The organism is Paenibacillus sp. KS-LC4 (genome assembly GCF_036894955.1).
Classification (GTDB): Bacteria; Bacillota; Bacilli; order Paenibacillales; family Paenibacillaceae; genus Pristimantibacillus.
The window spans coordinates 1,403,803-1,429,071 of the sequence record NZ_CP145905.1 but is presented as its reverse complement, the minus strand read 5'-3'; the positions used below and the strand labels follow the sequence as shown (position 1 = coordinate 1,429,071).

Annotated in this window: 22 protein-coding genes; 3 read left to right on the top strand and 19 right to left on the bottom strand. The window is 38.7% G+C overall.

The window, feature by feature from the left end; translation table 11 throughout:
- Positions 1-5 precede the first annotated feature (5 nt).
- From rfbC (V5J77_RS06010) to V5J77_RS05930, 17 genes are all read right to left on the bottom strand, one after another.
- Complete coding sequence (rfbC, locus tag V5J77_RS06010) at positions 6-563, bottom strand: dTDP-4-dehydrorhamnose 3,5-epimerase (protein ID WP_338554879.1); 558 nt, start codon at positions 561-563, stop codon at positions 6-8.
- A gap of 162 nt (positions 564-725) precedes the next feature.
- Positions 726-1,037, bottom strand: a complete 312-nt coding sequence (gene rfbC, locus V5J77_RS06005) for a dTDP-4-dehydrorhamnose 3,5-epimerase (RefSeq protein WP_338554878.1) — start codon at positions 1,035-1,037, stop codon at positions 726-728.
- A gap of 126 nt (positions 1,038-1,163) precedes the next feature.
- Complete coding sequence (locus V5J77_RS06000) at positions 1,164-1,469, bottom strand: GtrA family protein (protein ID WP_338554877.1); 306 nt, start codon at positions 1,467-1,469, stop codon at positions 1,164-1,166.
- A 71-nt stretch (positions 1,470-1,540) separates the two neighbouring features.
- A complete protein-coding gene (locus tag V5J77_RS05995) occupies positions 1,541-2,113 on the bottom strand; it encodes an acyltransferase (protein WP_338554876.1) in 573 nt (190 codons plus the stop codon).
- Positions 2,114-3,055, bottom strand: coding sequence for a glycosyltransferase family 2 protein (locus V5J77_RS05990; protein WP_338554875.1), 942 nt, complete (start codon positions 3,053-3,055; stop codon positions 2,114-2,116).
- Positions 3,033-4,136: a DegT/DnrJ/EryC1/StrS family aminotransferase gene (locus tag V5J77_RS05985; protein ID WP_338554874.1), complete on the bottom strand. Its 1,104-nt coding sequence runs from the start codon at positions 4,134-4,136 to the stop codon at positions 3,033-3,035. The genes V5J77_RS05990 and V5J77_RS05985 overlap by 23 nt, the downstream gene beginning before the upstream one ends.
- A gap of 53 nt (positions 4,137-4,189) precedes the next feature.
- On the bottom strand, positions 4,190-5,515 hold the full coding sequence (locus tag V5J77_RS05980; protein WP_338554873.1) for a hypothetical protein: 1,326 nt from the start codon (positions 5,513-5,515) through the stop codon (positions 4,190-4,192).
- On the bottom strand, positions 5,515-5,931 hold the full coding sequence (locus tag V5J77_RS05975; RefSeq protein ID WP_338554872.1) for an FdtA/QdtA family cupin domain-containing protein: 417 nt from the start codon (positions 5,929-5,931) through the stop codon (positions 5,515-5,517). Before V5J77_RS05975 ends, V5J77_RS05980 begins: the two co-directional genes overlap by 1 nt.
- Positions 5,931-6,803, bottom strand: coding sequence for a glucose-1-phosphate thymidylyltransferase RfbA (gene rfbA, locus V5J77_RS05970; protein ID WP_338554871.1), 873 nt, complete (start codon positions 6,801-6,803; stop codon positions 5,931-5,933). Before rfbA ends, V5J77_RS05975 begins: the two co-directional genes overlap by 1 nt.
- A gap of 92 nt (positions 6,804-6,895) precedes the next feature.
- Positions 6,896-9,583 carry a YfhO family protein gene (locus V5J77_RS05965; protein WP_338554870.1) on the bottom strand — a complete coding sequence of 896 codons (2,688 nt, stop codon included), beginning with the start codon at positions 9,581-9,583 and terminating at the stop codon, positions 6,896-6,898.
- 17 nt (positions 9,584-9,600) lie between these two features.
- Positions 9,601-11,385 (bottom strand): glycosyltransferase family 2 protein, encoded by a 1,785-nt coding sequence (locus V5J77_RS05960; RefSeq protein WP_338554869.1) that lies wholly within the window; start codon positions 11,383-11,385, stop codon positions 9,601-9,603.
- 34 nt (positions 11,386-11,419) lie between these two features.
- Positions 11,420-12,898 (bottom strand): methyltransferase domain-containing protein, encoded by a 1,479-nt coding sequence (locus tag V5J77_RS05955; protein ID WP_338554868.1) that lies wholly within the window; start codon positions 12,896-12,898, stop codon positions 11,420-11,422.
- A gap of 9 nt (positions 12,899-12,907) precedes the next feature.
- On the bottom strand, positions 12,908-14,110 hold the full coding sequence (locus V5J77_RS05950; RefSeq protein WP_338554867.1) for an ABC transporter ATP-binding protein: 1,203 nt from the start codon (positions 14,108-14,110) through the stop codon (positions 12,908-12,910).
- Positions 14,100-14,891: an ABC transporter permease gene (locus V5J77_RS05945; RefSeq protein WP_338554866.1), complete on the bottom strand. Its 792-nt coding sequence runs from the start codon at positions 14,889-14,891 to the stop codon at positions 14,100-14,102. The genes V5J77_RS05950 and V5J77_RS05945 overlap by 11 nt, the downstream gene beginning before the upstream one ends.
- A gap of 48 nt (positions 14,892-14,939) precedes the next feature.
- Positions 14,940-15,542: an adenylyl-sulfate kinase gene (gene cysC / locus V5J77_RS05940; RefSeq protein ID WP_338554865.1), complete on the bottom strand. Its 603-nt coding sequence runs from the start codon at positions 15,540-15,542 to the stop codon at positions 14,940-14,942.
- 19 nt (positions 15,543-15,561) lie between these two features.
- Complete coding sequence (locus V5J77_RS05935; protein WP_338554864.1) at positions 15,562-17,208, bottom strand: hypothetical protein; 1,647 nt, start codon at positions 17,206-17,208, stop codon at positions 15,562-15,564.
- 17 nt (positions 17,209-17,225) lie between these two features.
- Positions 17,226-18,590: an ABC transporter ATP-binding protein gene (locus V5J77_RS05930; RefSeq protein WP_338554863.1), complete on the bottom strand. Its 1,365-nt coding sequence runs from the start codon at positions 18,588-18,590 to the stop codon at positions 17,226-17,228.
- A 261-nt stretch (positions 18,591-18,851) separates the two neighbouring features.
- On the opposite strand from V5J77_RS05930, the gene V5J77_RS05925 reads away from it, so the two are divergent.
- From V5J77_RS05925 to V5J77_RS05915, 3 genes are all read left to right on the top strand, one after another.
- A complete protein-coding gene (locus V5J77_RS05925; protein ID WP_338554862.1) occupies positions 18,852-21,092 on the top strand; it encodes an O-antigen ligase family protein in 2,241 nt (746 codons plus the stop codon).
- Positions 21,093-21,286: 194 nt separating this feature from the next.
- On the top strand, positions 21,287-22,327 hold the full coding sequence (locus V5J77_RS05920) for a M23 family metallopeptidase (protein ID WP_338554861.1): 1,041 nt from the start codon (positions 21,287-21,289) through the stop codon (positions 22,325-22,327).
- A 24-nt stretch (positions 22,328-22,351) separates the two neighbouring features.
- The gene (locus tag V5J77_RS05915) at positions 22,352-22,801 is read left to right on the top strand and encodes a polymer-forming cytoskeletal protein (RefSeq protein WP_338554860.1); all 450 of its coding nucleotides are present in this window, start codon (positions 22,352-22,354) and stop codon (positions 22,799-22,801) included.
- A 274-nt stretch (positions 22,802-23,075) separates the two neighbouring features.
- On the opposite strand, the gene V5J77_RS05910 is transcribed toward V5J77_RS05915, so the two are convergent.
- Entirely contained in the window at positions 23,076-23,879 is an 804-nt protein-coding gene (locus V5J77_RS05910) for an ABC transporter permease subunit (protein ID WP_338554859.1), read from the bottom strand.
- Complete coding sequence (locus tag V5J77_RS05905) at positions 23,872-24,774, bottom strand: ABC transporter ATP-binding protein (RefSeq protein WP_338556584.1); 903 nt, start codon at positions 24,772-24,774, stop codon at positions 23,872-23,874. Before V5J77_RS05905 ends, V5J77_RS05910 begins: the two co-directional genes overlap by 8 nt.
- Between the last annotated feature and the right edge of the window lie 495 nt (positions 24,775-25,269).

Genomic DNA, 25,269 nt, shown 5'->3' with positions numbered 1-25,269 from the left:
TGAACTCACCCTTCATATACAAAGTTAATTTCCGCATCGGCAAGAACGGGGTGTTTACCATCCTTGTCAGAAAGAATCGGTGCGGATGTCGGCCAATCAATTCCAAGTGCCGGATCATTCCAAGCAATACCCCGATCATGCTCCGGAGAATAAAGAGCATCTACTTTATACTGTACTTCGCTGTTGGGCACGATTGTACAGAAGCCATGGGCAAACCCTTGCGGGACTAGAAGCTGCCGCTTATTCGCCGCGCTAAGGATAAAGCCCTGCCAATGTCCGAAGGTAGGTGAGCCTTTACGAATATCGACAACGACATCGTAGATTGCCCCGGCTGTTACACGTACAAGCTTAGTTTGTGCTTTAGGTGCCAATTGGTAATGCAAGCCGCGCAGCACACCAGCTTCCACTGAAAGAGAGTGATTGTCTTGAATAAATTTATAGTGCATGCCGTTAGTGTGAGCCTCTTTTTCATTGTAAGTTTCCATAAAAAATCCGCGAGAATCAGTAGAAACAGTACATATGATCAATTTAACTGCATTGAGTTGAGTATTCAATACTCTCATGGATACCACCGTCAATCATTATTTAAACTCGCCGAATTTCAGGAGCTTCTCGATTGAGAAAGCATAGTTAATTTTAATTCGGCTGTATTAAAACTGTATTCCTACAACGAAAGCTTTACTCCAAAAAATTTAAGAATATCTTACCACTATCCATGATTAATATCATATTAATTCGGCATCAGTTAATAGTGGATGTCTCTGATCCTTAATTGAAAGAATTGGATATCTTGTTGGCCAATTAATTCCAAGATTCACATCATCCCATCTTATCGCTCTATCATAATCTGAAGAGTAAAATTCATCGACTTTGTAATGTACTTGTGTATTGGGCTGTAAAGTACAAAATCCATGAGCAGATCCTACGTGAACTGAAATTTTCCTTTTATTCTCGAAGCTTAGAAGCTCCCCTATCCATTGACCAAACGTTGGGGAATTTCTTCTAATATCTACAACAACATCAAAATAGCTCTCCATAAAAAGCCCCTTGGGTCATCAAATACTTTAGGTTCATTGACATATACTCCAGCCAATTTTGTCTTAATAATATTCAATGCTTACACCCCATTTTTCCTGAATTACTTAAACTTCATAACAGCTATATTAGCCCTGCTTTTTAATGAGTACATATTTAGACAAAACATATGTGATTGGAAAAGTGAAGAAAATCGAAATAATCAAAGCTAGTTTCTCACTTATATGGAATTTTTCAACAAATAAATATATCAAAAGAATATTCAACAAATATTGCACAATATATACTATGGGGAATTTCAAAAAACTTTTAATGGAAACAGGTTGTTTGAATACAAAAATAGTATTAAAAACATATGAAATAACTATTCCAGCAATGTAGGAGATGGAATAAGCCAGTGAGTAATTAAAAATATTTAGTAGTGCTAAATACAAAAAATAAGTTACTCCTGTATTTAAAAGTCCAACTAAACCAAAGCCAATTATCTGTCTGAACCTATACAATTTTATATATCCCCGTTCTCATTGTAACTTTCAGAAAGCTGATCATTAATCAAAACGTATTTTGTTAGACAACTGGCACAATTGTATGCTGTATCTAATTTTTGCCCACACTTGCACACATATCCCATCATTTGAGCAGGATTACCGTACCATAAAGTATAATCAGGTATGGATTTAGTTACAACTGAACCGGCGCCTACCATCGCATATTTACCTATACTATTTCCGGCAATAATTGTTGAATTTGCACCAATTGAGGCAAATTCATTAATGATTGTCTTTTCAAACTCAACGGGATACTGCTTGGAGCGAGGGTTCAAATCATTTGTAAATGTAACATTAGGTCCAATAAATACATTATCACTAACTCTAACCCCGTCCCATATATATACACCGGATTTCACAGTCACATTATCGCCCAATACAACATCATTTTCAATAAAAGTATGATCATTAATGTTGCAATTTTTCCCAATAATTGCTCCGCTAAGAATATGCGTAAATGCCCATATTCTAGTATCAGCACCTATGTTCTCTGTCTCAACCAATGCAAGTTGATGCTTAAAATAGTTCATCTATTCACCCTCACTATAGACTTCATCAATTATATATGCTGGTCTCTTTCTGCTTTCATCAAGTATTCTCCAAAGATATTCCCCTATAATCCCTAACATAACCATTATTAATCCAAGCAAAAAAGTTACTAAAGCTATTATTGTTGTCCAGCCTTGAAGTGGAATTGAGCCAAATATTGCATTATAGATAACAAACAATCCATATAGAAAGCTTAATAATGCAGTAGATATTCCTATGAATGACATAACCCGTATAGGAGCATAGGAGAAGCTCACAAATGAGTCTACAAACAACTTGATCTTTTTACTTAAAGTCCATCTTGATTTTCCATGTTTCCTTTCCTTCCTAATATAGGAAATCGTATCTTGCGAATAACCCAGCCAATAAATCAAACTCATAATATTGGTGTTCTTCTCACTAATTTTATTTACCTCTTTAACGACTTGCTTATCCAACAATACAAAATCAAATCCACCGTTGGGATAATCCTTCAAGGCAAACTTTCTCATTAAAAAATAATAAGTATTCGAAAACAATCTTTGAGACAAGGATTCATCTCTACCCATCCGAGTTGCCAATACGACTTTATTCCCAGACTCCCAACTTGTAATCATTTTTTCAAATAGCTCTGGGGGATCTTGCAAATCTGCGGAGATAATGCCAATACAATCTCCCGTTGCATAGTGAAGTCCAGCCTGAATAGCTGACATAGAACCAAAGTTTTTACTTAACTTCACAACCTTAATTCTACTGTCCTTTTCTTTTTCAGCTAACAACAACTCTAAAGATTTATCTTTAGAACCATCATCTACAAAAACAAACTCCATTTCAAAATCTGGAAGAATGTCTTGTAAATTTTTCAATCTAGGAATTGTGTATGGAATATTCAATTCGTTGTAATAAATTGGAATAACAATGCTAAATTTTTTCTTCGTACTCATTTAAAGCCTCCGTTACTTTTACTGCATCGGACAAGCTCATTACCGGGCTAATTGGCAAACTTAGTATCTCATTATGAATTTGTTCTGATATAGGATAACAATGTTCAGCCCACTCCTTATAAGCCTCTTGTTTATGTGGTGGGATTGGATAATGAATCAAGGTTTGGATTCCTTTAGTTGTTAAATAGCTCTGAAGGTGTTCTCTATTGCTTGTTCTTATGACAAAAAGATGCCAAACATGAGTAGAATCATCTCCATTACCTACACATGGTAAAACCAAACTGTCATTTGTTATATGATCCAGATAATACTTCGCTATTTCTCTTCGCTTTCCATTATCATAATCCAAATGCTTCAACTTGACCTTTAGGACAGCTGCTTGCAATTCATCTAATCGGCTGTTTACACCCTTATAAAGGTTTTCATATTTTTTGTGCGAACCGTAGTTTCTTAGTGCTTTAAGTTTCATGTATAAATCATTATCATTAGTTGTAATTGCTCCAGCGTCTCCTAACGCTCCCAAATTTTTACCAGGGTAAAAACTAAAGGCTGCTGCATCCCCCAAGTTTCCAACTCTGTTAGCTCCATACTTTGCACCATGTGCCTGTGCGCAGTCCTCCACAATCTTTAAATTATATTTTTTGGAAATGACTTCTATCGGTGACATGTCACAAGCTTGACCATACAAATGAACAACCATTATTGCCTTTGTTCTATCTGTTATCCTTTCTTCAATTTTTTCGGGGTCTATATTATAAGTTAGTAAGTCAGGCTCAATCAATATTGGAATTGCTCCGTTAGCTGAAATAGCTAAAATTGTGGCAATATATGTATTAGACGGCACAAGCACCTCATCTCCTACACCAATTCCGTAAGCTCTTAAAATAAGCGTGAGAGCGTCTAACCCATTCGCTACACCTAAACAATATTGAGTTCCACAATACTGTGCAAACTCCTGTTCAAATTCTTCTACTTCCTTACCTAAAATGTACCATCCTGAATGCAGGAACCTTTCAATACTCTGCATCATTTCTGTTTCGTACTTCATATTCATTTTTTTCAAATCAAGAAATGGAATCATTTTTTTCTCCTCAATCATATAAGTTTTTTTGAACCTAAAATTAAAGTAATCAGTTAAAATACCCAAAATATTCTATTTGTTTGAGAATCAATTAAGTAGCTTATAAATAATGATGCACAAACACTTACCAATAAAGAAGCACTTATAATGATAACAAATTTCTTTCTACGAATATTTTCAAAAATATTTTGAATACCTAAACCTGCAAAAATTAATAATATTAAATAAATAGGATACCCAAATCTTGATTCAATTGCTGTTGTAGCCATAAATAAAGTGTAGCCGAACGCAGCGAATATTAATGATATTGTACCAAAATCATGCTTCCTTTGTTTTTTAAGCGCTACTACGCCTACTCCTATGAAAAACCAATTAATAAACAACAGAATCGCAGGAGTAATTTTAGATGTCACATCTAAATCTTTAATATATGTATCTATATAGCCCCAATCCAGCATACCAAAAATATGTGCACAAAATATAAAAAGAAATTCAAAAAAATTATTCCATGCTAATTGAAAAATACTCATAGCTGTTTCCTCGTACCAAGGTGAAAGAAAGTATAAACTTGGTTGTTCTCCCCCAATAGTAACGGTGCCATATTTCAAATATTGTGTGGCCCATACGGATTGTTGTTCAAATAAATTCAAATGTATTAAAGGTGTAAAGTGATTAAACTGTTTAATATTCATATATAATTGCGGAAAAAATAACAGAAGGCAGAACAGACCTACAATTACAAACTTAACAGGTTTGAAATCTTTTATTTTTATTAGACGATACGCTCCAATTATTAAAAAAATAGCCATAAATATAGCGCTTGAAGGTCTTATCAAAACTGAGCAGTAGAGTAAGATTGAAACAATTACGCCATTTTTCCACTTATTTAAATCAGATGTTAATAAATAAATAAGCGAAACAGTTACAACACAAGTTGCAATAATATCCGTTAGAAACAAAGTTGTAGCTTGTATTAAATAAGGATTCATCAGTCCTAGGAACAACACACTAAAATAAACTAGCTTTGTTTTGTTATATTGATAAGCCGTTTTAGCCATTAGAAATATAGTCAAAATATAAATAATGTATTGAAACAAGCTAAATATTATTTTCCATTTCGTGAAATCTCCATCAGTGAAAATGAAAAAACAAGACATTAACAGCGGATATAAATACGTTCTTAGATTATCCGCTATATTAAATAATCCATTGTGCAAAATATTGGTGCTAATTTCGATATACCGTACTTCATCATAATAATTCACAGTGCTATTTTGCATTATAAAATATACTAGTTGCATTAATGAAAAACCAAAAATCGATACAAAAAAAATTTTTTCCTTTCTGTTGAAATTAATATCTGCAAATAATCCTCTCATTAAGAAGAATACACCTCCTTAAATAATTGATAGTCTCTAATGTAATCTTCAGGATCATACAGGTGTGAGGCTAATACGAGCAGCACGCAATCTGTTGAAAAATCGTACATTTCATGCCAATCATTTGGTTCAAGAATCAAGATTTTTTGAGGAGAATCTAAGAGAATATCTGTTTGCCTCGTTAGATTATCTAAAAACACTTTACAAGAACCAGCAACTACAACTAATGCTTGTCTTGTTTTGTGATGCCCATGAAACCCCCTTCTTACTCCTTCTTGGGTTCCATGGATATAAAAAACTCTTTTTATGTCGAATGGAACCGTATTATTTTCTTCAATAACAGTTAATAACCCTCGTTCATCGCCTAAAACACTAATTTCAACTAATCGGCTTTCGATTTCATTTGATTTCATCATCACAACTCCCCCGCTGCAAGTTCTAATAAGTATTTACCGTATTCATTTTTTGCAAGTGCTTGTCCTAGTTTTACTAATTGCTCATTCTTAATATAACCTTTTAAGTAAGCAATTTCTTCAATACAGGCTACCTTAAAACCTTGTCTTTTCTCAATGGTTTCAATAAAATGTGATGCCTGCATAAGTGATTCATGCGTGCCAGTGTCTAGCCAAGCGAAACCTCGTCCCAATAGTTCTACCTTAAGCATTCCTTTTTCTAGATACGCCTTATTAATATCTGTGATTTCAAGCTCGCCTCTAGAAGATGGTTTGATTTTTTTTGCAATCTCTACAACATCATTGTCATAAAAATACAAACCTGTTATAGCGTAGTTTGATTTAGGTTTATTAGGCTTCTCTTCAATAGATAATGCCTTCTTATTATCGCCAAACTCCACTACACCATATCTATGCGGATCCTTCACTTGGTAGCCGAATACCGTAGCCCCGGTTGTATTTAAGGCGGCTTTTGTTAACATGTCGGAAAACCCTTGGCCATAGAATATATTATCTCCCAAAATTAACGCAACACGGTCGTTAGCAATAAATTCTTCTCCTATAATAAACGCTTGAGCTAGTCCATCTGGAGATGGTTGAACAGCATATTTAATTGAGATTCCCAAATCAGAACCGTCACCCAATAATTGCTCAAAACGACATGTATCTTCGGGAGTAGAAATAATTAAGATATCTTTAATCCCTGCTAACATTAACACAGACAAAGGATAATAAATCATAGGTTTGTCATAAATAGGAAGTAATTGTTTTGAGGTTGTTTTTGTTAATGGATATAACCTCGTTCCGCTACCACCAGCCAAAATAATCCCCTTCATAGTCCCATCCACCTCATTTGCTATTAAAGCAGTTAATTTTCACTCAACAAATCATGGTAATAATCAGTATTGTCTATTTATAAAAACGGGTTTTAATTTAAACTCCGTTTTCTACAACGACGAAGTAGTAAAATTAATAGAATGGCAATAACAGTCGTCATTGATACAGCAAGTCCTAATTTGAACATTGGTGGTTCGTAATTTAATTCAATCAAATGCTGTCCTTCATCTACGGTTACTCCCAAAAATCCATAATTTAATTGATATACATTTTGTTTAATTCCATCTACTTTGGCAGTCCAACCCGTATCAAACGGAATACTAAAGAAAATCATTTGGGACGAGTCTAACATAATGCTGCCTTTTATATTATTGTTATCTATTAGCGTTGCATTGAAGCTATTTGAAGCTAGCTTCCTTATATCATTCTCGTTATAACTTACAGGTTTTATTTTCACTACCGCATTAGCTATTTGATTATTATCCAGATTGTTTATAGTTAATTTAAGAGAGCTCACATTATTCACAAAGCCCAATGATACCGTATAAACTCCTTCATTCGTCGGGCTATCAATCACTTTAAAATTGTTATCTGCGAAATCATCTTTATTTGAACTCCAAAACAATTTGCTCTCTGCCCTTTCTTCAGTTTTTAATTGATAAGATAGTGTAAGCTCTCCATTTACAACCGTATCTAGATCAATAAGAAATGAAGATTGATTTTCTGAGAGTATAGCATTTTCAGTTTTAAGTTGGCTCGAAATATCTATGATTTCTTCTGGAATCTTACTAATTTGATCAGTAGCAAGCTGTTTAAAAGAAGATAAATTTAAGCCCTCTTCATCACTTACAACAAAAGCTTTAAATAAAGCATCCTCTTTTTGCATTGAATTTAGTTTTTCAAAATCTTCTTCCGTTATATATTGATCGTATGCATAACCAAATGGCAGCGCATATTCATTTTTAAAAGTATATACCCCCTTATTTTCGTGAAGTAATTTGAAGCCATACGGTGCTTCGTTTTCCAGGGCAAGATAATACTTAGTGTTTAATAAAGTTTCGAGTTTAACTCTATTATCTAAGCCACCTAATAATGAGTTGTTCCCACCTATCGAAACATTCATCTTTTGATAAAAATTAATAATAGAAGGCTGTATAATTGAGTTATATTCTTTAATTCCATTAAACTTCTGTATTAAAGCATCATTAAAAAAGCGCGAGTTATACGCTTTATTAATTCTATAGAAACCTGGATCCTCATTTTTGAGTTGCTGAACAACTTCCTGAGTAGCATCATAATAACCCTGTTTATTCTTTATATAGTCTGGGTCTAATAATAATCGATTATTGACTGTAGGATATGAATTACTTATAACTTCGATAAAAATTAAAAACACAATCCCACCTGAGAGATATACTTTCGTGCGCATCCTCTTTGTTCTTTGCGTAATCCAAAACAAGAGTACATAACAACATGCAAAAATCAAACCTATAAATACTACTTTATAAGAGTTGACCATTTGCTCAGACGATAAAAACTCAATTTTCCCACCAATGAATGGTGCTATACCTGTTAGAACAGCAACTGCCAAAAGAGTGGAAACCAATGATTTTAGATGAATCTTATAATTGTCATCTATCCAGTTCTGAAGAACCTGTCCTAAAACTAAAATATTGAAAATAATGACACCGAACATCCAACGATAATCAATTTTGCTGAAAGCATTAAAAAACAGGGAGAAATATGGAAGCAATACAAAAGTCAACAATATTATATATACTACTCCATAAACAACTTTTTCTTTTTTAGGCTTATTAAAAAATATCTGTGGCAACATAATCAAGCAAATAATTCCTGAATACAGTATAGGATCCTCGTAATAATTGATAAAACCATAAAAATCATTCCCAATACCCAATGAATTATTATTCATCATTCTTAAAACCATGCTTAAATAGTACTTAATGTCGGCAAGTTGAAATAAATCTACTTCTAGTTTTCCAGTTATACGTGGGCTATTCAATAAATAATGTACTGTCGGCAAAAATAAAAATGCTGCCAAAGCTATCCCGACAGAATAACTTAGAGCTGATTTGAAAATTAGCTGCATGAAGCTTTTTAATGAAAACTCATTCTCAAGAAGATAACGCATGACAGCATAGATTAATAAAAATATAGAAATTACATATAAGAAGTAATAAGAGCTTATAGCAATAAGCATAACTGATATCGAAAATAATCCCCATTTACTTTCTTTCATTAGCCTCTCAAATCCTAAGAGCAGTAAAGGAGCAAAAACCATAATATTTACAAATTGATAGTGCTGTCCCCATAAAACAAAATAACCATTAAAGACATATAATAATGTAATAATTAGTGCTGGAACAAATGATAATTTTATATAACGGGAGTATTTATATATACAACCGCCTGCTACAAGCATTTTCAAAACAGCCATTAGGCCAAAAGCATATGATATTTTATCTTGATTAACTAATGTATATAGATAGACAAATATATCTCCTATAAAAATTTGTGCAGCATAGTAATTATTACCCATACCCATATTATGAGACCAAAATGGCAATTGGCCTTGTTTAATTTTTAGAGCTAGATCATAAATAAAAGGCCAATATGTATCAAAAGTATCACTTCCAGTATCATTAAAAATATACAGCTTATGAAAAAAAACAAACTTACCATAAACAATTAATAGTCCTACTAAAATGATTCCCATGACTATCAGAAAATTTTTATTTTTTTTAAAAAAAACGGTCACAATAGCCCCCCTGTAGATTAACCTAATAGTTTCTTCACTTGATTATACACTTTGTTTTTCACTTTAAACACAAATGTCTTAAAAGTCATGCCTTTTATTTTATAAATAATCGTTTGAGGGCGGCTTAGAATGTGATCAGCATCTTCAAACCATGCTCCAATAGGCAATTCGGTTTGTTGATTTACATACTTATCACGTACGATTTTAAGATACTTATCAAACATTTCCTGTCTACTATGATGATGTTTGATTTCAGCTGGTACTCGGTATACCGAGGTCACCTTCTCAACATATTGAAAATCATATTTCAAAGCATATTTAAGCCATAGATCCCAATCCTCTAATACTTCTAGCTCAAGATCTATACCACCTAACTCATCGAACATTTCTCTCGAAAACAATACACATTGGATCGGAAAATAATTATGATGCAATAATACAAGTCTATTGAATGGTTGACGATGCTGAACATTATGAAGAATTTCTTCATACACATAGGGATCTTTCGAGCTCACTTTAATCGGAGTTTCAAAAGCATGGGCATAGGCAGCCTTCTTATCCGGATTAATCGTCAACTGATAACATAACACTTCAACATGATCTGCAAACAAAACGTCATCGTCATCTAGGAAATTAAAATATTGTCCGCTTGCCCTCTCCATAGCAAGATTCCCTACAACGCATCTGCCGACTTTTTCTTCAGTAGCAAAATAATTAATAGTTAAATCATCAAATTCAGCATCAATCATTTCCTTAGAGATGGCTGGGCCATCCTCAACGATAACTACTTCTATATTTTTATACGTCTGATTACGAACGCTCATTAACGCCTCTCTTAGCATCGCGGGCCTGCCACAAGTTCTAATGAGAATAGATACAAGTGGATTTTGCTCAGGCAAAGTATTAATATAAAAGGCTCCATCCCGAATGATTTCATAATCCCATAACAGAAATGAAGGTTTGAACGAATAACCTTTATTCCTTCGCTTCCATGACCTAAATCGTTGCCCGTCGGTAAAGCTTTTCAGCATTTTTTTTAAAACCGTACGACGATGCTTTGCAAACGGAACAGGATTAAAAAACAAGCTATAGTACAATAAATAGCCTTTAACAATATCCTTTAACGTTCCGAACTTGTAGCGAAGCATTAAATTATTATACGTACTATTGTAAAATTGATTTGGCTTAACCTGACCAGCACTTTCGTAAGTATAATGATGAATAATACTTTTAGGCACATACCTCAATTTATAGCCATGAGCTCTAAAACGCCAGCTTAAGTCTACATCTTCAGCATACATAAAAATTTTGTCATCAAACATTCCAACTTCATTAAAAAGATCGCGTCTTACCATACATGCGGCTCCGCTAGCCCATGTTATTTCCATTGTCACAGGGTTATACGTCTTTGGATGCTCGTAAGGAAATTGCCTGCATTCCCACAAGGCGACATCTTGTGAACTGGTTTCTGCATCTTTTATAAGCTCGACTAGTGAATTTTCTTCCACTTCCGTGTCTACGTTAAGAAAAAGCACATACTGTTGCTTTGACTTGGATACCCCATAATTGTTCGCTGCTCCAAAACCAATATTTTCTTCTAAGTAATGAGCATTGTAGCTGCCAAAATAATGAGACTTAGCAAACTGATCAATAATTTCCTTCGTTTTATCCTGGGACTTATTATCTACAAAGGTTAAATGAATGTTTTCTAAAGGGTACTTGCCGCTTATCATGCTTTCCAAGCAGCGCTCTATCCATTTTTCAGAATTATAGGTCACAATAACAATATCCAAATTTTCCAATGTTTTCACTCTTTCATCATAAATTATCACAGTCCTATTTTTTGATGAACCAACGACTTATGACTCTTAAAGGCTTGGTCAACCTCCATGTTTTTGATGTAAGTAGCTTCTCTAGCTGCAATTGCACTCCATGCTCTCGTTTTATGGCTGCTTCTAATAATGAACTTTGATGCTCCAAGGCTGTTTTTTGCTCCGCTAAGCTTTGTTTAAGTTCTAGGTTTTGCAGCTCAATAGCTGCTTTTTGCGCTTCTATATTTTTAATAATTTGCTGTTCTTCCTCCAGACGTACTTCTGCCTGCTCTAGTTGCAATTCTCTAGACCTGGAAAGCTGTTGCAAATTAATAATTTGCTGTCCGTAAATTTCATTTAGATTTGTAATGACCTGATCACTCTCTCTTATTACACGCATCTCAATATGTAATTGATGTACATTCTCCAATAAGAGTTGATTAAAATGCAGATAGATTTGCGGGTCATTATCCGTCACATAAAACAAGCAGTTTTCGGAGCGCCCGACATTGACTATGTTATGTTCTAAACGGATAATTTCAAACAAGTCTTCTCCCCTAAACTCAATAACGGTTTCTGCATGCTGATTCTTTAACGTAATAGTCGAAATTTGAATCAAAGCTTTAAAATTGGTCGGGTCTAGCCTGAGCCTTTTTCCACGTGCAAGATCCATTTTATCGAATGTGTAGCTTAAATACACACCATCGCTTGTAATAATCGCCTTTTTCTGAGAAGCCCTTTCTGAAAAGCCTTCATCTGTCTCGAAAAACAACTGTATAAAATCTGTGTATGTGTAATCCGATTCTAAATAGGATGCAGCAGCCGCTTGCTCCCCAGGCTTCCCTGAAATCGTAATAAACTGGTAAACATGTGAGTCCTTTCTCTGCTCTAGATATCGGCTTATTTCAATAGGAAGATCAGCATATTGTTTTTTTAATTCTGTATGCTCCGGGTGCAATAAAGTACTGTTCCACTCCTTCGCAACTAAGCCTGCTCCTTCTATTAATCTCTCTACACTGGATCTTGTAAAAAAACGAATGTGGGTATGATCAAGCAAGCCTAAAGAGCGATATTTAAATTCTCCTGACAGCAGTTCCATAATGACAGCTGAATGACTTATGTTTGGAATAGAGCTCAGTATCGTACCATCTACTGTTAAATAGGCGGCTACTTCTCTTAAAACCTGCTCAGGATCACGCAAATGCTCCAGTACATCAGCAAAAATGATATGATCAAACATGATATTTGGTGGCAGTTTATCCTTCCAAATCATTGTTTCAATATCACATACAATCATTTGCTCAGTGAAACTTTTTGCAACTGCTGCTGCTTCTGGATCAATCTCTACTCCATAAACCTTACACTGTAGTTCCTGCTGCATATAAGCTGTCATGTACCCTCTAGCTGGCCCAAACTCCAAAACGATAGAATTCGGTCTAATGTTTCGCAATATCAACGATAATGAATTATCCGATGACATATCTATATTAAAGTCATATTTCATATTGACCAGCTACCTTTCAAGGCTCCATTCATGTTCAAAAAATGTAAGTCCCTCTGCAAAATATCGTTCTGAGCTTATTCTAAAAGAGTCATATCTTGCCTTGTAATCTAGTCTAACTAAACCAGAGCTTTCAAAAAAACCTACATCAATTGAATACGTTCCAGGCAACAACGCTATTTTGTCATATTTCAAAATTAATTTATAACTACCCGGAAGTTCAGATAATTTATATTTATCGAGCTTCGTATTCAAACCACAAATATATGTACCTTGCTTATCAAATAAAGCTATGCCCCCTACCAGATCCTGTTGGGATTGATGCAACTGGTAATCCAACTCAATATATATATCTTCACCGAATTGAAAATGTTTTTTGTATTCCCCTTGTCCATCACGGAATTCTACTTTATTTATCGTAAGAACCTGTGAGCTTCGTTCTTCATCATGCAATGCCTTTTCATCAGATTCAATAGAGTCGAGCCCATGCTTCATAAAATCTTCGTAGTCTTTCGTTACTGAATTAGCATCTCCACGCTGATGAATTTGACCATCTATTAACCAAATCGCTTCATCGCAAAAATTGCGAATCGAATACCCGTCATGACTTACAAATAATATCGTTTTCCCCTGTTCCTTAAATGCCTTCATCTTTTCAATACATTTTAGCTGAAACTGCATATCTCCTACTGCTAAAGCTTCATCAACAATCAGAATATCGGGATCAACATGAATAGCACAGGAAAAAGCTAAACGAACGTACATGCCTGATGAATAGGTTTTAACCGGTTGATCCATGAACTCCCCTATATCAGCAAACGCCTCAATGGCCGCCATTCTTTCTTCAATTTGAGCGGAAGTAAAACCGTTAATTGCTCCATTCATAATTGCATTTTCGCGACCGGTGTATTCCGGGTTGAAGCCGCTACCGAGTTCAAGTAAAGCAGCAATTCTGCCATTAATATTTATTTCCCCTTCGGTAGGAGTCAACGTTTGAGCAATAATTTGCAGCAGCGTACTTTTGCCTGATCCATTTTTCCCGATGATGCCAACGGTCTGCCCTCTGTAAATATCCAATGTGATGTTCTTAAGCGGCCAGAACTCTTTATAGTTATTTTTGCGCATGATGACTTGCTTTAAGCGATCTATTGGCTTTTCGTACATCTTAAAGGACTTGCTAATTTGTCGTAAGGAGATTATAGGATCATAAGACATCTGCAAATCCACCTTTCGTTTTGGAGAACCAATAATAACCTAGCCAGGTTGTAATTAAACCGATTGAAGTTCCTAGCAATAACCAAGACCAACTTGGAAATTGGCCTAATATAATGACTTTCCTCATATCCTCTACTACATGACTAATAGGATTTATATAATAAATTCCTCTTAAATTTTCCGGAATGATAGAAATAGGATAGAATATAGGACTCAAAAACATTAATGCTTGAACGGCGACACCTAAAAATTGGCCAATATCTCTTATAAATACGCCGAGTGAAGCAAAAAACCAAGATAATCCCAGTGTCATAAGCGCCAGTGGTAGCATAACTAAAGGCACTAATATAATTGTCCAATTTATTACTCCCATTAGCAAGATTAAAGCCACCAATAGTATCCCAAAGCTGATTAAAAAATGGACAAAAGCAGCTCCTACAATCGTTACTGGCAAAATTTCTAATGGAAAAACAACCTTTTTAACATAGTTGGGGTTGCTTACAATGATAGCCGGAGAGCGGGTTATAATATCAGAAAAGAAATTAAAGGTAATAAGACCACAAAACAAAATCAAAGCAAACTCAACCTGACTTTCTCCTGCTCCTCCACCCCATTTTGCTCTGAATACAACGCTGAAAAAGTAAGTATAAATGATTAGCATCATCAGAGGATTTATGAATGACCAAACCATTCCCAGATATGAGCCTTTATATCGTCCTGATACTTCACGTTTAACAAATTGATTAATTAAATTTTTTTGCTTCCATAACGTTTGAACCATTTTTAATGACCTCGCATTTCCTTAATAGCGGGCTACTCCTGCCTCTGATTAGACAACAACATCATTTTGTTTTAAATATTGAATAATAACTTCTATACTATCTATAATGGACTTATTTTCTGTTTCGATTGTAATTTCAGGGTTTATTGGCACCTCATAAGGAGAGTCTATCCCTGTAAAATTTTGGATATCTCCATTGCGGGCCTTTTTATATAACCCCTTTGTATCTCTTTTCTCACAAGTATCCAATGAGCATTTCACATAAACTTCTATAAATTCTCCTGGCGCAAAAAGCTCTCTGACTGCTTGCCTATCTTCGTTAAAGGGAGAGATAAATGCAGCTAACGTAATGATCCCCGCGTCTGTGAACAGCTTTGCTACTTCCCCAATACGCCTAATATTTTCCGTTCGATCGGCAACAGAAAAACCAAGGTTTTTATTTAGTCCCATCCGTATGTTGTCCCCGTCGAGCACATAGGATTTAAGCTGGTTTTCAAAAAAATAGGCTTCTACAGCATTTGCCAAGGTTGATTTCCCTGAACCAGACAATCCAGTAAACCAAATAACACAGCTTTTATGGTTATTTTGCTGCTGTCTCATTTCTTTTGTAACTGTATATTGTTGAAACGTCAGCTGCTCATTTCTCTCCATATGTCCACCCTATTTTGCATTATTTATTAGTTGACTTAAACCGATTTTTCAGCCTTCCTATCTTCCTCATAAAACGATAACTGATGGTCTGCTGAATCGCCAGCATTTCCCTTTCAAGCTCATTGTTTAATTTATTACTAGCTTCGAGCTTTTCCATTATATTTTGCAAGTAGATCTCTTTGGCTTGATTCATCTCCAAAAGATTTTGCAGTTCCTTACTATAGGCTATTTTATTGTGCTGCAAAGTCGAGAGTGCATCATTTAATTTTTCAGTCAAATTTTCTTTCAAATTTTCTGTCTTGCGTTCTAATGCTGATAAAATTCTTCTGTTGTCATCTATCTCCTTTTGCAGCCTATCCGAAATTAAATGCTGGCTAATAAAAGCACCAAGTTCGGAAGGAAGATGTACAACCTTTAAAATTAACTTAATTACTGGATTTTCTATTGTAACAGGAGAAATTATAGTCAATTGTGGATCATATGTCTTCGATACGAAACAGTACTGATTACCTCTAGTTAATAGTTGAATATCATATAATTCATTTAATTCATTAAATCCATTTTTATAATCCCAAATATGAAGAAGAGATTTTCCATCTCCTTGAAGCAATTGTAGAGATTCAATTTCTACATAGGCAGGAATGTCCACAGGATCAATTCTAAACTCTCCTTGATGCAGCTTCCCCTTAACTTTTATACTCACTTCTTGTCTGGAACCATCCGCCTTAGATGATGCACTTGAGACAAGCATTTCCGAATATCCCTCTTCAGTAGGTAAATAAACTTTCGTCGTAAACGGGACAAAATTCATTTTACAGAAAAGTTGTGAATACTCTTGATAAGACGAATAAAGCTGCCTTATAGCAGCATTTTTATCATTAAATAATTCAGGCTTCTTCTCAAAAAGCAAAAGCAATTGATAAGTCTCTTTAACTATTTTCGGCGCCATTTCAAGTTCACTATCATCAATATGTGAATGTCGTAATGCTGGCTTTATATGTTGTTCAATCCGATTTTGAACATTCTCCAATTCTTCTGAAGACATCGCTAGCCAATGTAAAGATTCGGACAGCTTTTCAATGGTTTGAGCTGGTTCCTTTAAGAAGCGATCAAAATGTATAAATCGAACATTTTCATCTTCGCAATATTTTAGCGCACTGAGAGTATTTAGCGTCCACATTGCAAGTGAAATATTTTCCTGAAACCCATTGCGATTATTTAAAGACGATGAAACCTCATAAGGGTGCCTAGTCATAAAAACTACGCTCAATTCAATATTCAACTCTCTAAGAACATTTTTCCATAAGGGAAGCAACAAACAGCTTCTCGGATCTTTCCATGCCCATAAAGGAGCGTCTGAAAATTGTTCGCGTACCAATTCTTTCATAAGTTCTTTGTAGTAATTCATTTCTTCAGCGTTCCACCACTGGTCATTCAAGGTTGCAAGCATGTCCCATGATCCTGACAAAAAACCTAGGATTTGATCGTGCAAGCGAACAATTTTAGCATGCTCCCAAAACCCATCCGGATTATCAAAATTCGGCTTTATCAGATCCTCCTCTTTGCCTAAATATGCCCCCATAATATTAATACCACGAGTAAGTACGGATGTTCCGCTTCTATGCATGCCTAATATACAAATTGCCTTTGATTGAAGGGATCCCACTGTTTTTTCGCTCCTTATCACTCAAACACTTTACTCTCAACTTCAAAATCTACATATTCGGTAAATAGGGCTTCCTCATTCACCCTAATTCTAAAAGCGCTTATATCAATAACACGATGAATAAAGGTCTCTCCCTTATTCGAATCAGCCAGCACTCCTCCGTTCAGAAAATAAATTCCCGTATTAAGCCTTGGCACAAAACGAAATTCCACTTTAATTTCGGAGCCGCTGTTTACTTGGTTTATTTGCTTGCCATACTTGGCAGAGGCTGCGCCTCCCAAACCAAATCCATTCATCGTTTTAATTAAAAAGCCAAATCGCACATTATGATGCTTCTTCTCAAATTTTACTTTATATTTAAATAGATAAGGTTGGCCAGATGCCAAAACATTTACCTGTGCACCTTCTTCATTATAAATGCCTGCTTCAAATATTTTTGCTCCATCCTCATCGTACTCAACAGGTCTAATATTATCCAGCAGCCCTGCATCAAAATAATCTTCCAGTTCTGAACAAATGTTATCTTCGCTAGCTGACACCTGATCCTCTTGAATAAGGACTGTATCGATCACTTCTTCTTCCAACTCATTATCAAGTTCAGATACTTGACGAATAATATCATCACGCACCTGCTGTTTTCTCTCAGGAGAAGCATAAAGAAGCTTATGATATAGACTAACTACGCTTTTGCTCTTTCCAATTATAATCTGCTCTCCAGAATCAAGAAGCATTGCTCTATCACATAATTCTATAACAGACGCACCCGAATGAGAAACGTATAAAATCGTTCCGCCGCTCTTTTTAAATTGTTCAATTTTCGCATAGCATTTGCGTTGAAACAATTCATCTCCAACTGCTAATGCCTCATCTACAATGAGAACATCCTTTGGAATAACTGCTTGAACGGCAAAAGCAAGCCTAACTATCATCCCAGAAGAGTAGGTAGATATTGGCTGATTCATAAAATCGCCTATTTCTGAAAAGTCTACAATCTCATCATATAGCTTATCTATTTGTGATTCATTTAAGCCCCAAATAGCGCCATTAAGATATACATTTTCTTTTCCTGTGTACTGCATATTAAATCCGCTGCCTAACTCAAGAAGTGCGGCAACTTTCCCATTGACAGTCACTTTACCTGAGGTTGGCAAGAGAGTTCCTGCAATAATTTGTAAGAGTGTGCTCTTCCCAGAGCCATTTCTTCCTACAATACCTACTGTTTCGCCTTTATAAATATCCAAATTAATATCTCTTAACGCCCAGAACTCTCGATAATATTGTTTATTTCCCCGGAAAATCATCTGTTTAAGCCGATCCTGTGAACTACTATATATCTCAAAATGTTTACTAACGTGGGCAACTGAAATAATTGGTTCTGTCATTTGGTTGTAGAACCTCCGCATTTATCTTAAAAGTTTTCCGAACATTTGGTTTCATTATACCTCATTTTAATAGCCAATATGATAACTTGATGGCAACTTGGAAACATTTTTCACTAAATTATTACGAAATTCAACACAGAGCGTCACCATAAATCGCCATCCAATGGCATTCATCCCCCTCCCCCATATAGTAATCCCCCCCATCATTTGTTAAAATAGCTCTATGAAGAAAACTACTACGCAAACAAGGAGTACATATTAATGAGTGCTAGGAAAAATGCAACACAAAACACAGCGGGATTAGCAAAAGAGCAGCCGCTGCTGCAAGGGTTACTGACGCTCGGGTTAGCCTTGTTCGTCCTAATTTTCCCATACGATCGCGGATTATTCAACGGCTATGAGTATGCCTTCGAATCTCCCATTTACAACGCAGCCATCTATGGCTACGTTTTACTCGCCGCAACCGCCTTGTACGCTTATCTCACGGGCTGGAGGCTGAACAACCACCGCAGCGTGCTGTCGCTTGCGATTTTGCTGCTGCCGGCCATTTACTGGCTCTCTTCCATGCAGGCTGTCTCCAGCTATTATGCCAAGTTTATGACGTTTGTCTTTTTCCTGCTCGCCGCCCTGTTTCTGACCAGTCTATATGCCGCTGGAAAAGTACAGATGCGCAAATGGCTGGAATATGGAGTTATGCTGTCCGCCTATTTAATCGTTTTTTTCGGCCTGCTGAACTTGTTCGGCCAGCAATATTACAAAGACGCTATGTGGCTTGCCCATGACGGCTACCGGCTCAGCTCCGTTTTTCAATATTCCAATACTTACGCCGGCTTCCTGATTGCCATCTTTCTGGTTGCCGCTTATTATGCGGCAACCTGTGAGCGCTGGTACATGCGTCTTGCTAATTCCATTATGCTCGTACCGATTTTAATTTCCTTTTTTCTCGCTTATTCGCGGGGCGCCATCGTTATCATACCTGTAATGCTCATTGTGATTCTGCCTTTCCTAAAGCTGGCTAGACAGTTTGCTTATGTCGTTTATGCTGGTTTATCCGCTTTGCTGACTCTCGTTATTTTGGGCAAAATTACGGCTAATACCGAAGCGATTTCCGCAATTGTCCAGCCTACCGGAACGAAAGCAGCAACGACGATTTCAATGTTCGACAAGCTGCCGCTGCAAAGCTGGGCACTGCTTGCTGGCGCTGCCCTTGTGAATACAGCGCTAATCCTACTTATACACAACAAGCTATTTCCTTGGATTGAAAAAAAGAGTGAGCGCCTTGCACAGCGCAAATGGTCATTTGTTGCTTTTCCCGTTGCGATTATCATTGTCGGACTGCTAGCAGCCGTATTGCTTATTACAAGCGATGGCATACGTGATCTGCTGCCCGAAAAAATCGCTTCCCGCTTTGAAAACATCAACTTGCAGCAGCACAGCGTTCTCGAGCGCTGGACCTTCTATGAGGATGGTCTTAAGGTTGCCAAGGATTATCCGCTGCTCGGAGCAGGCGGAGGCGGCTGGCAGGCTCTTTATGAGCAATACCAGAACAATCCCTATTGGAGCAGACAAGCGCACAGCTTCTTTATTCAAACGCTGGTTGAGGTAGGCTGGATCGGGTTTGCTGCGCTGATTGGGCTGCTTGTATACGTCTATTTCTTATACATCCGCTCTTATATTCGTCACCCGGAACGCCGAGGCAGCCACTTGATCTTTTTTATTTTGGCCACGACGCTGCTGCTGCATAGCGCCATTGATTTTGATATGAGCTACGTCTATTTGAGCACCTTGCTGTTCATCAGCTTAGGTGCGATGCTTGCACCGTATGGCAAATCGTTAGCGTTTAAACAAGAAACAGAGCATGTGCAAGGCAGCACCATGAAATGGATCTATCCATCTGCAATCGGTGTGCTGGCGGTTGTCCTGCTAATCGGCTCCGCACGCGAGAACAGCGCAAACCACACATTCCAGGAAACGTACAACACGGCTGCTGCCGGACAGGCTCAGCTTAACCAATTGCTGCCTTCACTTGACAAGGCCATTAAGATATCGCCTGATCATTCCGTTTTCAGCCTGACGAAATATGAATGGCTCATGCAGGCCTATGAGCAAACGCAAAATGCTACAATGAAAGAACAGGCGCTGCAGACGCTTGCAGCGGGCAAAGCGAATGATCCTTATAATCGCACCTTTATTTTGGCTCAATACGAAAATTTCAAAAAGGACGGCAACACAACAGAAATGCTTAAAGTGCTGGAAGAGGGCATTAGCAAATTCCGATGGGATATCGTTTTGTACGATCATGCCATTGTAGAATATGTTGCTGCTATGAGCAGCGACGCTGGAAATGCGGATGCTTACCGTTCGCGGGCGTTGGAAATTAAAGCCGAGGTCGAGCGGCGCATAGCCCAGCTTGCAGCGCTGCCTCCTGAGCAATCACAGGGTCGTGAATTCAACTTCACCTCTGCCATGCAGCAGGCACTGGCAACGATAGAAAGTAAATAATTTGCCTACGGACAAGCGCCTCCCGGGTCGCGTCTACAAACGGTTAAATGCTGCATGTTTTAACACATGCTCCCGTTTAAAGACGCTTCCTAGTAGGCGCTTTTCCTATTTTTCTGACATGTTTCCCACCGTAGCAGAATAAATTGCAATAGAACGTTCTAAATTCTCATACCGGCCGGAAGGAGAAACCTCTATTGAATCGATCGCCCCATTCAAAGTGGTCATTTGTAGTCATGCGCGGCGCCGACAAAACAGTCAAGCAGTTTCATGTCTCAAAGCGATCCGTCATTGCGGCTCCCGCCGCCGCCGCACTGGCCGTGTCGGGCTGCTTTGCCGCGCTGCAGCTCAAATCCGTCTTTGAGCTGCATGAGCTCGAGGCGCAGCTTGTGGAGCAGGCAACGCAGCAGGATGAACAGACGCAGCAGTATCAGCATACCGTCGCCAATAAGGATGAGACGATCCTCGCCCTACAGCAGCAGCTAGCAAGTCTTGCTCAGCAAACCGAGGACATGCAGACGCGTGTAGATGAGCTTCTTGCACTTGAAAACAAGCTCAAAGCGTTCATCGAGAAATATGGCAGCTCTGATTCTGGGATAGACACAAGCAGCCACATGCCTCGCCAGCAATCTGAACAGCTGTATAAGCGCGAGCAGGCTTTGGCACAGCAAGCCGGCTATGAGACCAGCGCTTCCCCGCAAACGAGCGGAATGTCCTTTCGAGCTTTGGCTGCTTCTACCTCAATTGACGTTCAATCGTTGAGCGAAATGGTCGATGCTTTGGAGGAAACGATGGCGCAGACGCTTCGGCAAGCTCAAACAAGAAGACTGCAGGTCGATTCCTATCCATCGGGCTGGCCTACCTATTCGAAGAAGCTGACCTCCAGCTTCGGCTACCGCAAAGACCCTTTTACAGGGAAAGCTGTCTTTCATGCCGGTATTGATATTGGCGGCAAAGCTGGCGACCCTGTTTTCAGCGCGGCGGATGGAACGATTAAGGAGGTTGGCACTGGAGGCTCAGAGGGCAACTATATTATTGTCGACCATCATAACGGACTGCACAGCGTCTATATGCATTTGCAAAGCATGGAAGCCAAGGAGGGAGAACAGGTCGTACGGGGTGAAAAAATCGGCTTGCTAGGCTCTACCGGCAGAAGCACTGGACCTCATCTTCATTTTCAAATTATGCAGGGCGATGAGGCCGTCAATCCTTTGCCCTACTTGCTTCAACCATCCTAAGCTGTGAAACAAGGAGGTTTGTCTATGTCTATGTTTAAGGAAAACAAACGAATATCTCCCACGGATACATTAATTGGGCAGGGGACCCATGCGGAAGGCAAGCTGATCTCGGAAGCAGGCCTCCGTATTGAAGGCGAATACCGTGGAGACATTGAATGTGCAGGAGATGTTATTATTGGCGAATCTGGCATAGCACGTTCTAACATAACCGCAAAGGATGTGACTGTGGCGGGCAAGCTTTTCGGCGATATTACGACGAAGGGACGGCTCACCATTACCGCAACCGGGCAAATCGCAGGGAACATTAACGCCCATTCCTTAATCATTCAAGATGGTGGAAGCTTCAATGGCACCAGCCATATGGAACGGGGGCAGGCCCCACTTACACGCCCGCTCTCCGAAACGGACGGTGCAGGCAAAGAAGCGACTGCTAAAGACGGCAGCAATCGGGATAAAGCCCGTCAGGCCGTCTAGCAAGCAGCTTAAAGCACACACTGCCAAAAAAACACATAGAACAAGCCATCCGAATTGGCTTAGGAGAAGCAGCCTGCAAGCATCATTAGAGAACATACTGTGCAGAGAGCTTCATTTCATTTGAACATACGAAAGCAGGGCAGGCGATCATTCGCCTGCCCTGTAAGATTTCACACCCGCTCGCTCCCTTATTCTGAAGCCAGGCTGGCATGTCTTTTTTCCCAAGGGACTTAACCCCCGGCCGCAAGGCTTGCCTCCTGCTTGTACGTGCTCTCTAAGCGCCAACGTCACGCTTCTCGAACACGAACCAGGTCAGCGCTGCAAATAGCGCATAATAGACGGCAAGCACGCTAATCGCAAAGCCGAGCGTCCGACCGCCTACTTCTCCGGCCAAATAAGGCACCAAATCCAATTGGACGAAAAACAAGTAGTCCACCCACTCATAGTTGATTAGCCCGATAAAAGGTCCAACAGAGATGGAGGAAAATACGAGAAAAATGGATAGTCCAATGGCAAGTCCGCCGCTACGAAATACTGTTGACAGCATAAACGCGATCATTGATGTCACAAGCAGTGCAATAAAGCGCATTGCATAATATTTCATATTATATACGGCTGCCGACCCTTCATATTTTCCATCGTCCATGAAGAAGCCGTGAATCTCTCCTGCCGTTACATTCGTAGAGTCAAAAAATAAAAAATTGAATGCAATAGTAAATGCATATAACAGCAAGACCTGAAACAACGCGAACAATACGACCGAAAGATATTTGGACAATAAAATCTTCCATCTCATCCATGGGCGAATGAGCAGCAGCTTAATCGTTCCGCTCGTAAACTCCTCAGCAACACTCCCCGCCGCAACAACGGCTGTGAACATTGCAATAAGCAAATAACCTACAGCTGATTCATATTTTACAAGTGTCCACATGGATGGCGCACTATCTTTGGATATAAAATAAACAGGTACGGTCATAAATATAACCAACGCCAGCAGTAGCCCCGTCATAATCCATGTTCTTGTGCGGAGATAGATTTTCATATTTTCATTCAATAGCAGCTTGCTGAAGTTATACACGTTGAGCGCCCCCCGTCTTCTCGAGGAACCGATCCTCTAAAGATTGATACTGTGCCTGAATGGCGTATACTTTAATGCCTGACGCTACGAGCTTCGCATTAAAGATTGCGACTGCTTCTTTATCCGCCCCAACAGCGATGGCTTGGCCAGCCCTTTCCCCGGCTATCCCCTCAGCTGCCGCAACAGCAAGCGCCGCCTCTAAGTCGTCTACTTCAAATACAACCCGCTGCATGGCCGTTTGTTCTGACTCCCTGTTTTTCTCAACCTTGACGACCTCGACAAGCTTGCCTTGCTGGATGATGGCCACCCGGTCGCACATTAGCTCCATCTCGGCTAACAAATGGCTGGAGACGAATATCGCGAGTCCTTCTTGCTTGGCCAGCCTTTGCAAATAATCCCGCAGCTCGCGAATGCCCATGGGATCAAGCCCGTTCGTCGGCTCATCCAAAATAAGCAGCTTTGGACGATGCAAAATCGCCTGCGCTACGCCCAGCCGCTGCCGCATTCCAAGCGAATAGGTATTGACTTTATCATGAATGCGCGAGCTAAGCCCGACAAGCTCCGTTACCTCTTGAATTCGCGACTGCTCAACGCCAGGAACCATCCGGGCAAAATGAACCAGATTTTGATATCCGGTCATATATTTGTACATCTCGGGATTTTCGACAATGGCACCGACATGGCGAATTGCTTTCTCAAATTGCTTTGAGATGCTGTGGCCATCGATTTTGATTTCGCCCTCCGTTATTGAGATGAGGCCGACCATCATTCGGATCATCGTTGTCTTTCCTGCTCCATTCGGACCAAGGAAGCCGAACACTTCACCAGCCGGCAAGTCAAGGCTAAGATGATCAATGATCGTCCGTTTGCCGATGCGCTTCGTTACATTTAGCATTTGTACGATTGGCTGCTCCAACTTCTATTTCCTCCTTCTCCAGCGGACCGCATGTCCTAACCCATTTCTTATCGCGATCTCATTCTGATCTAACATTAATCTACCTGCATCTAGCCCTACCCAGTATAATCGAATAAGGAAACAAATGGAACATGCACGCGTGCAGCAGCAATGAAATAGAAAAAACCTCCTGCTACACAACTTCTGTAGACAGGAGGTTTTGGCTTGCTGGATAGAAGCTCGTTTGATAGGGATCATAATCAGATTTCGCAGTTAACGGGATGACTTCACCTGTTACGCTTCGCAATTGTGCCTCCAACTTATTAGTATGGCTGGCTTGTGCCTGAGCACAAGCTCTACAACACCCTAGCCGATTTACTACACGGAAAAATCCGGTTCGGAATAACACATTCGCTTGCCCTGTAGGTATCATGTTTTGGCATCCGACGCAATAGAACTGCTCCTGAAGCTGAATCACCTGATCACTCCTTGTAT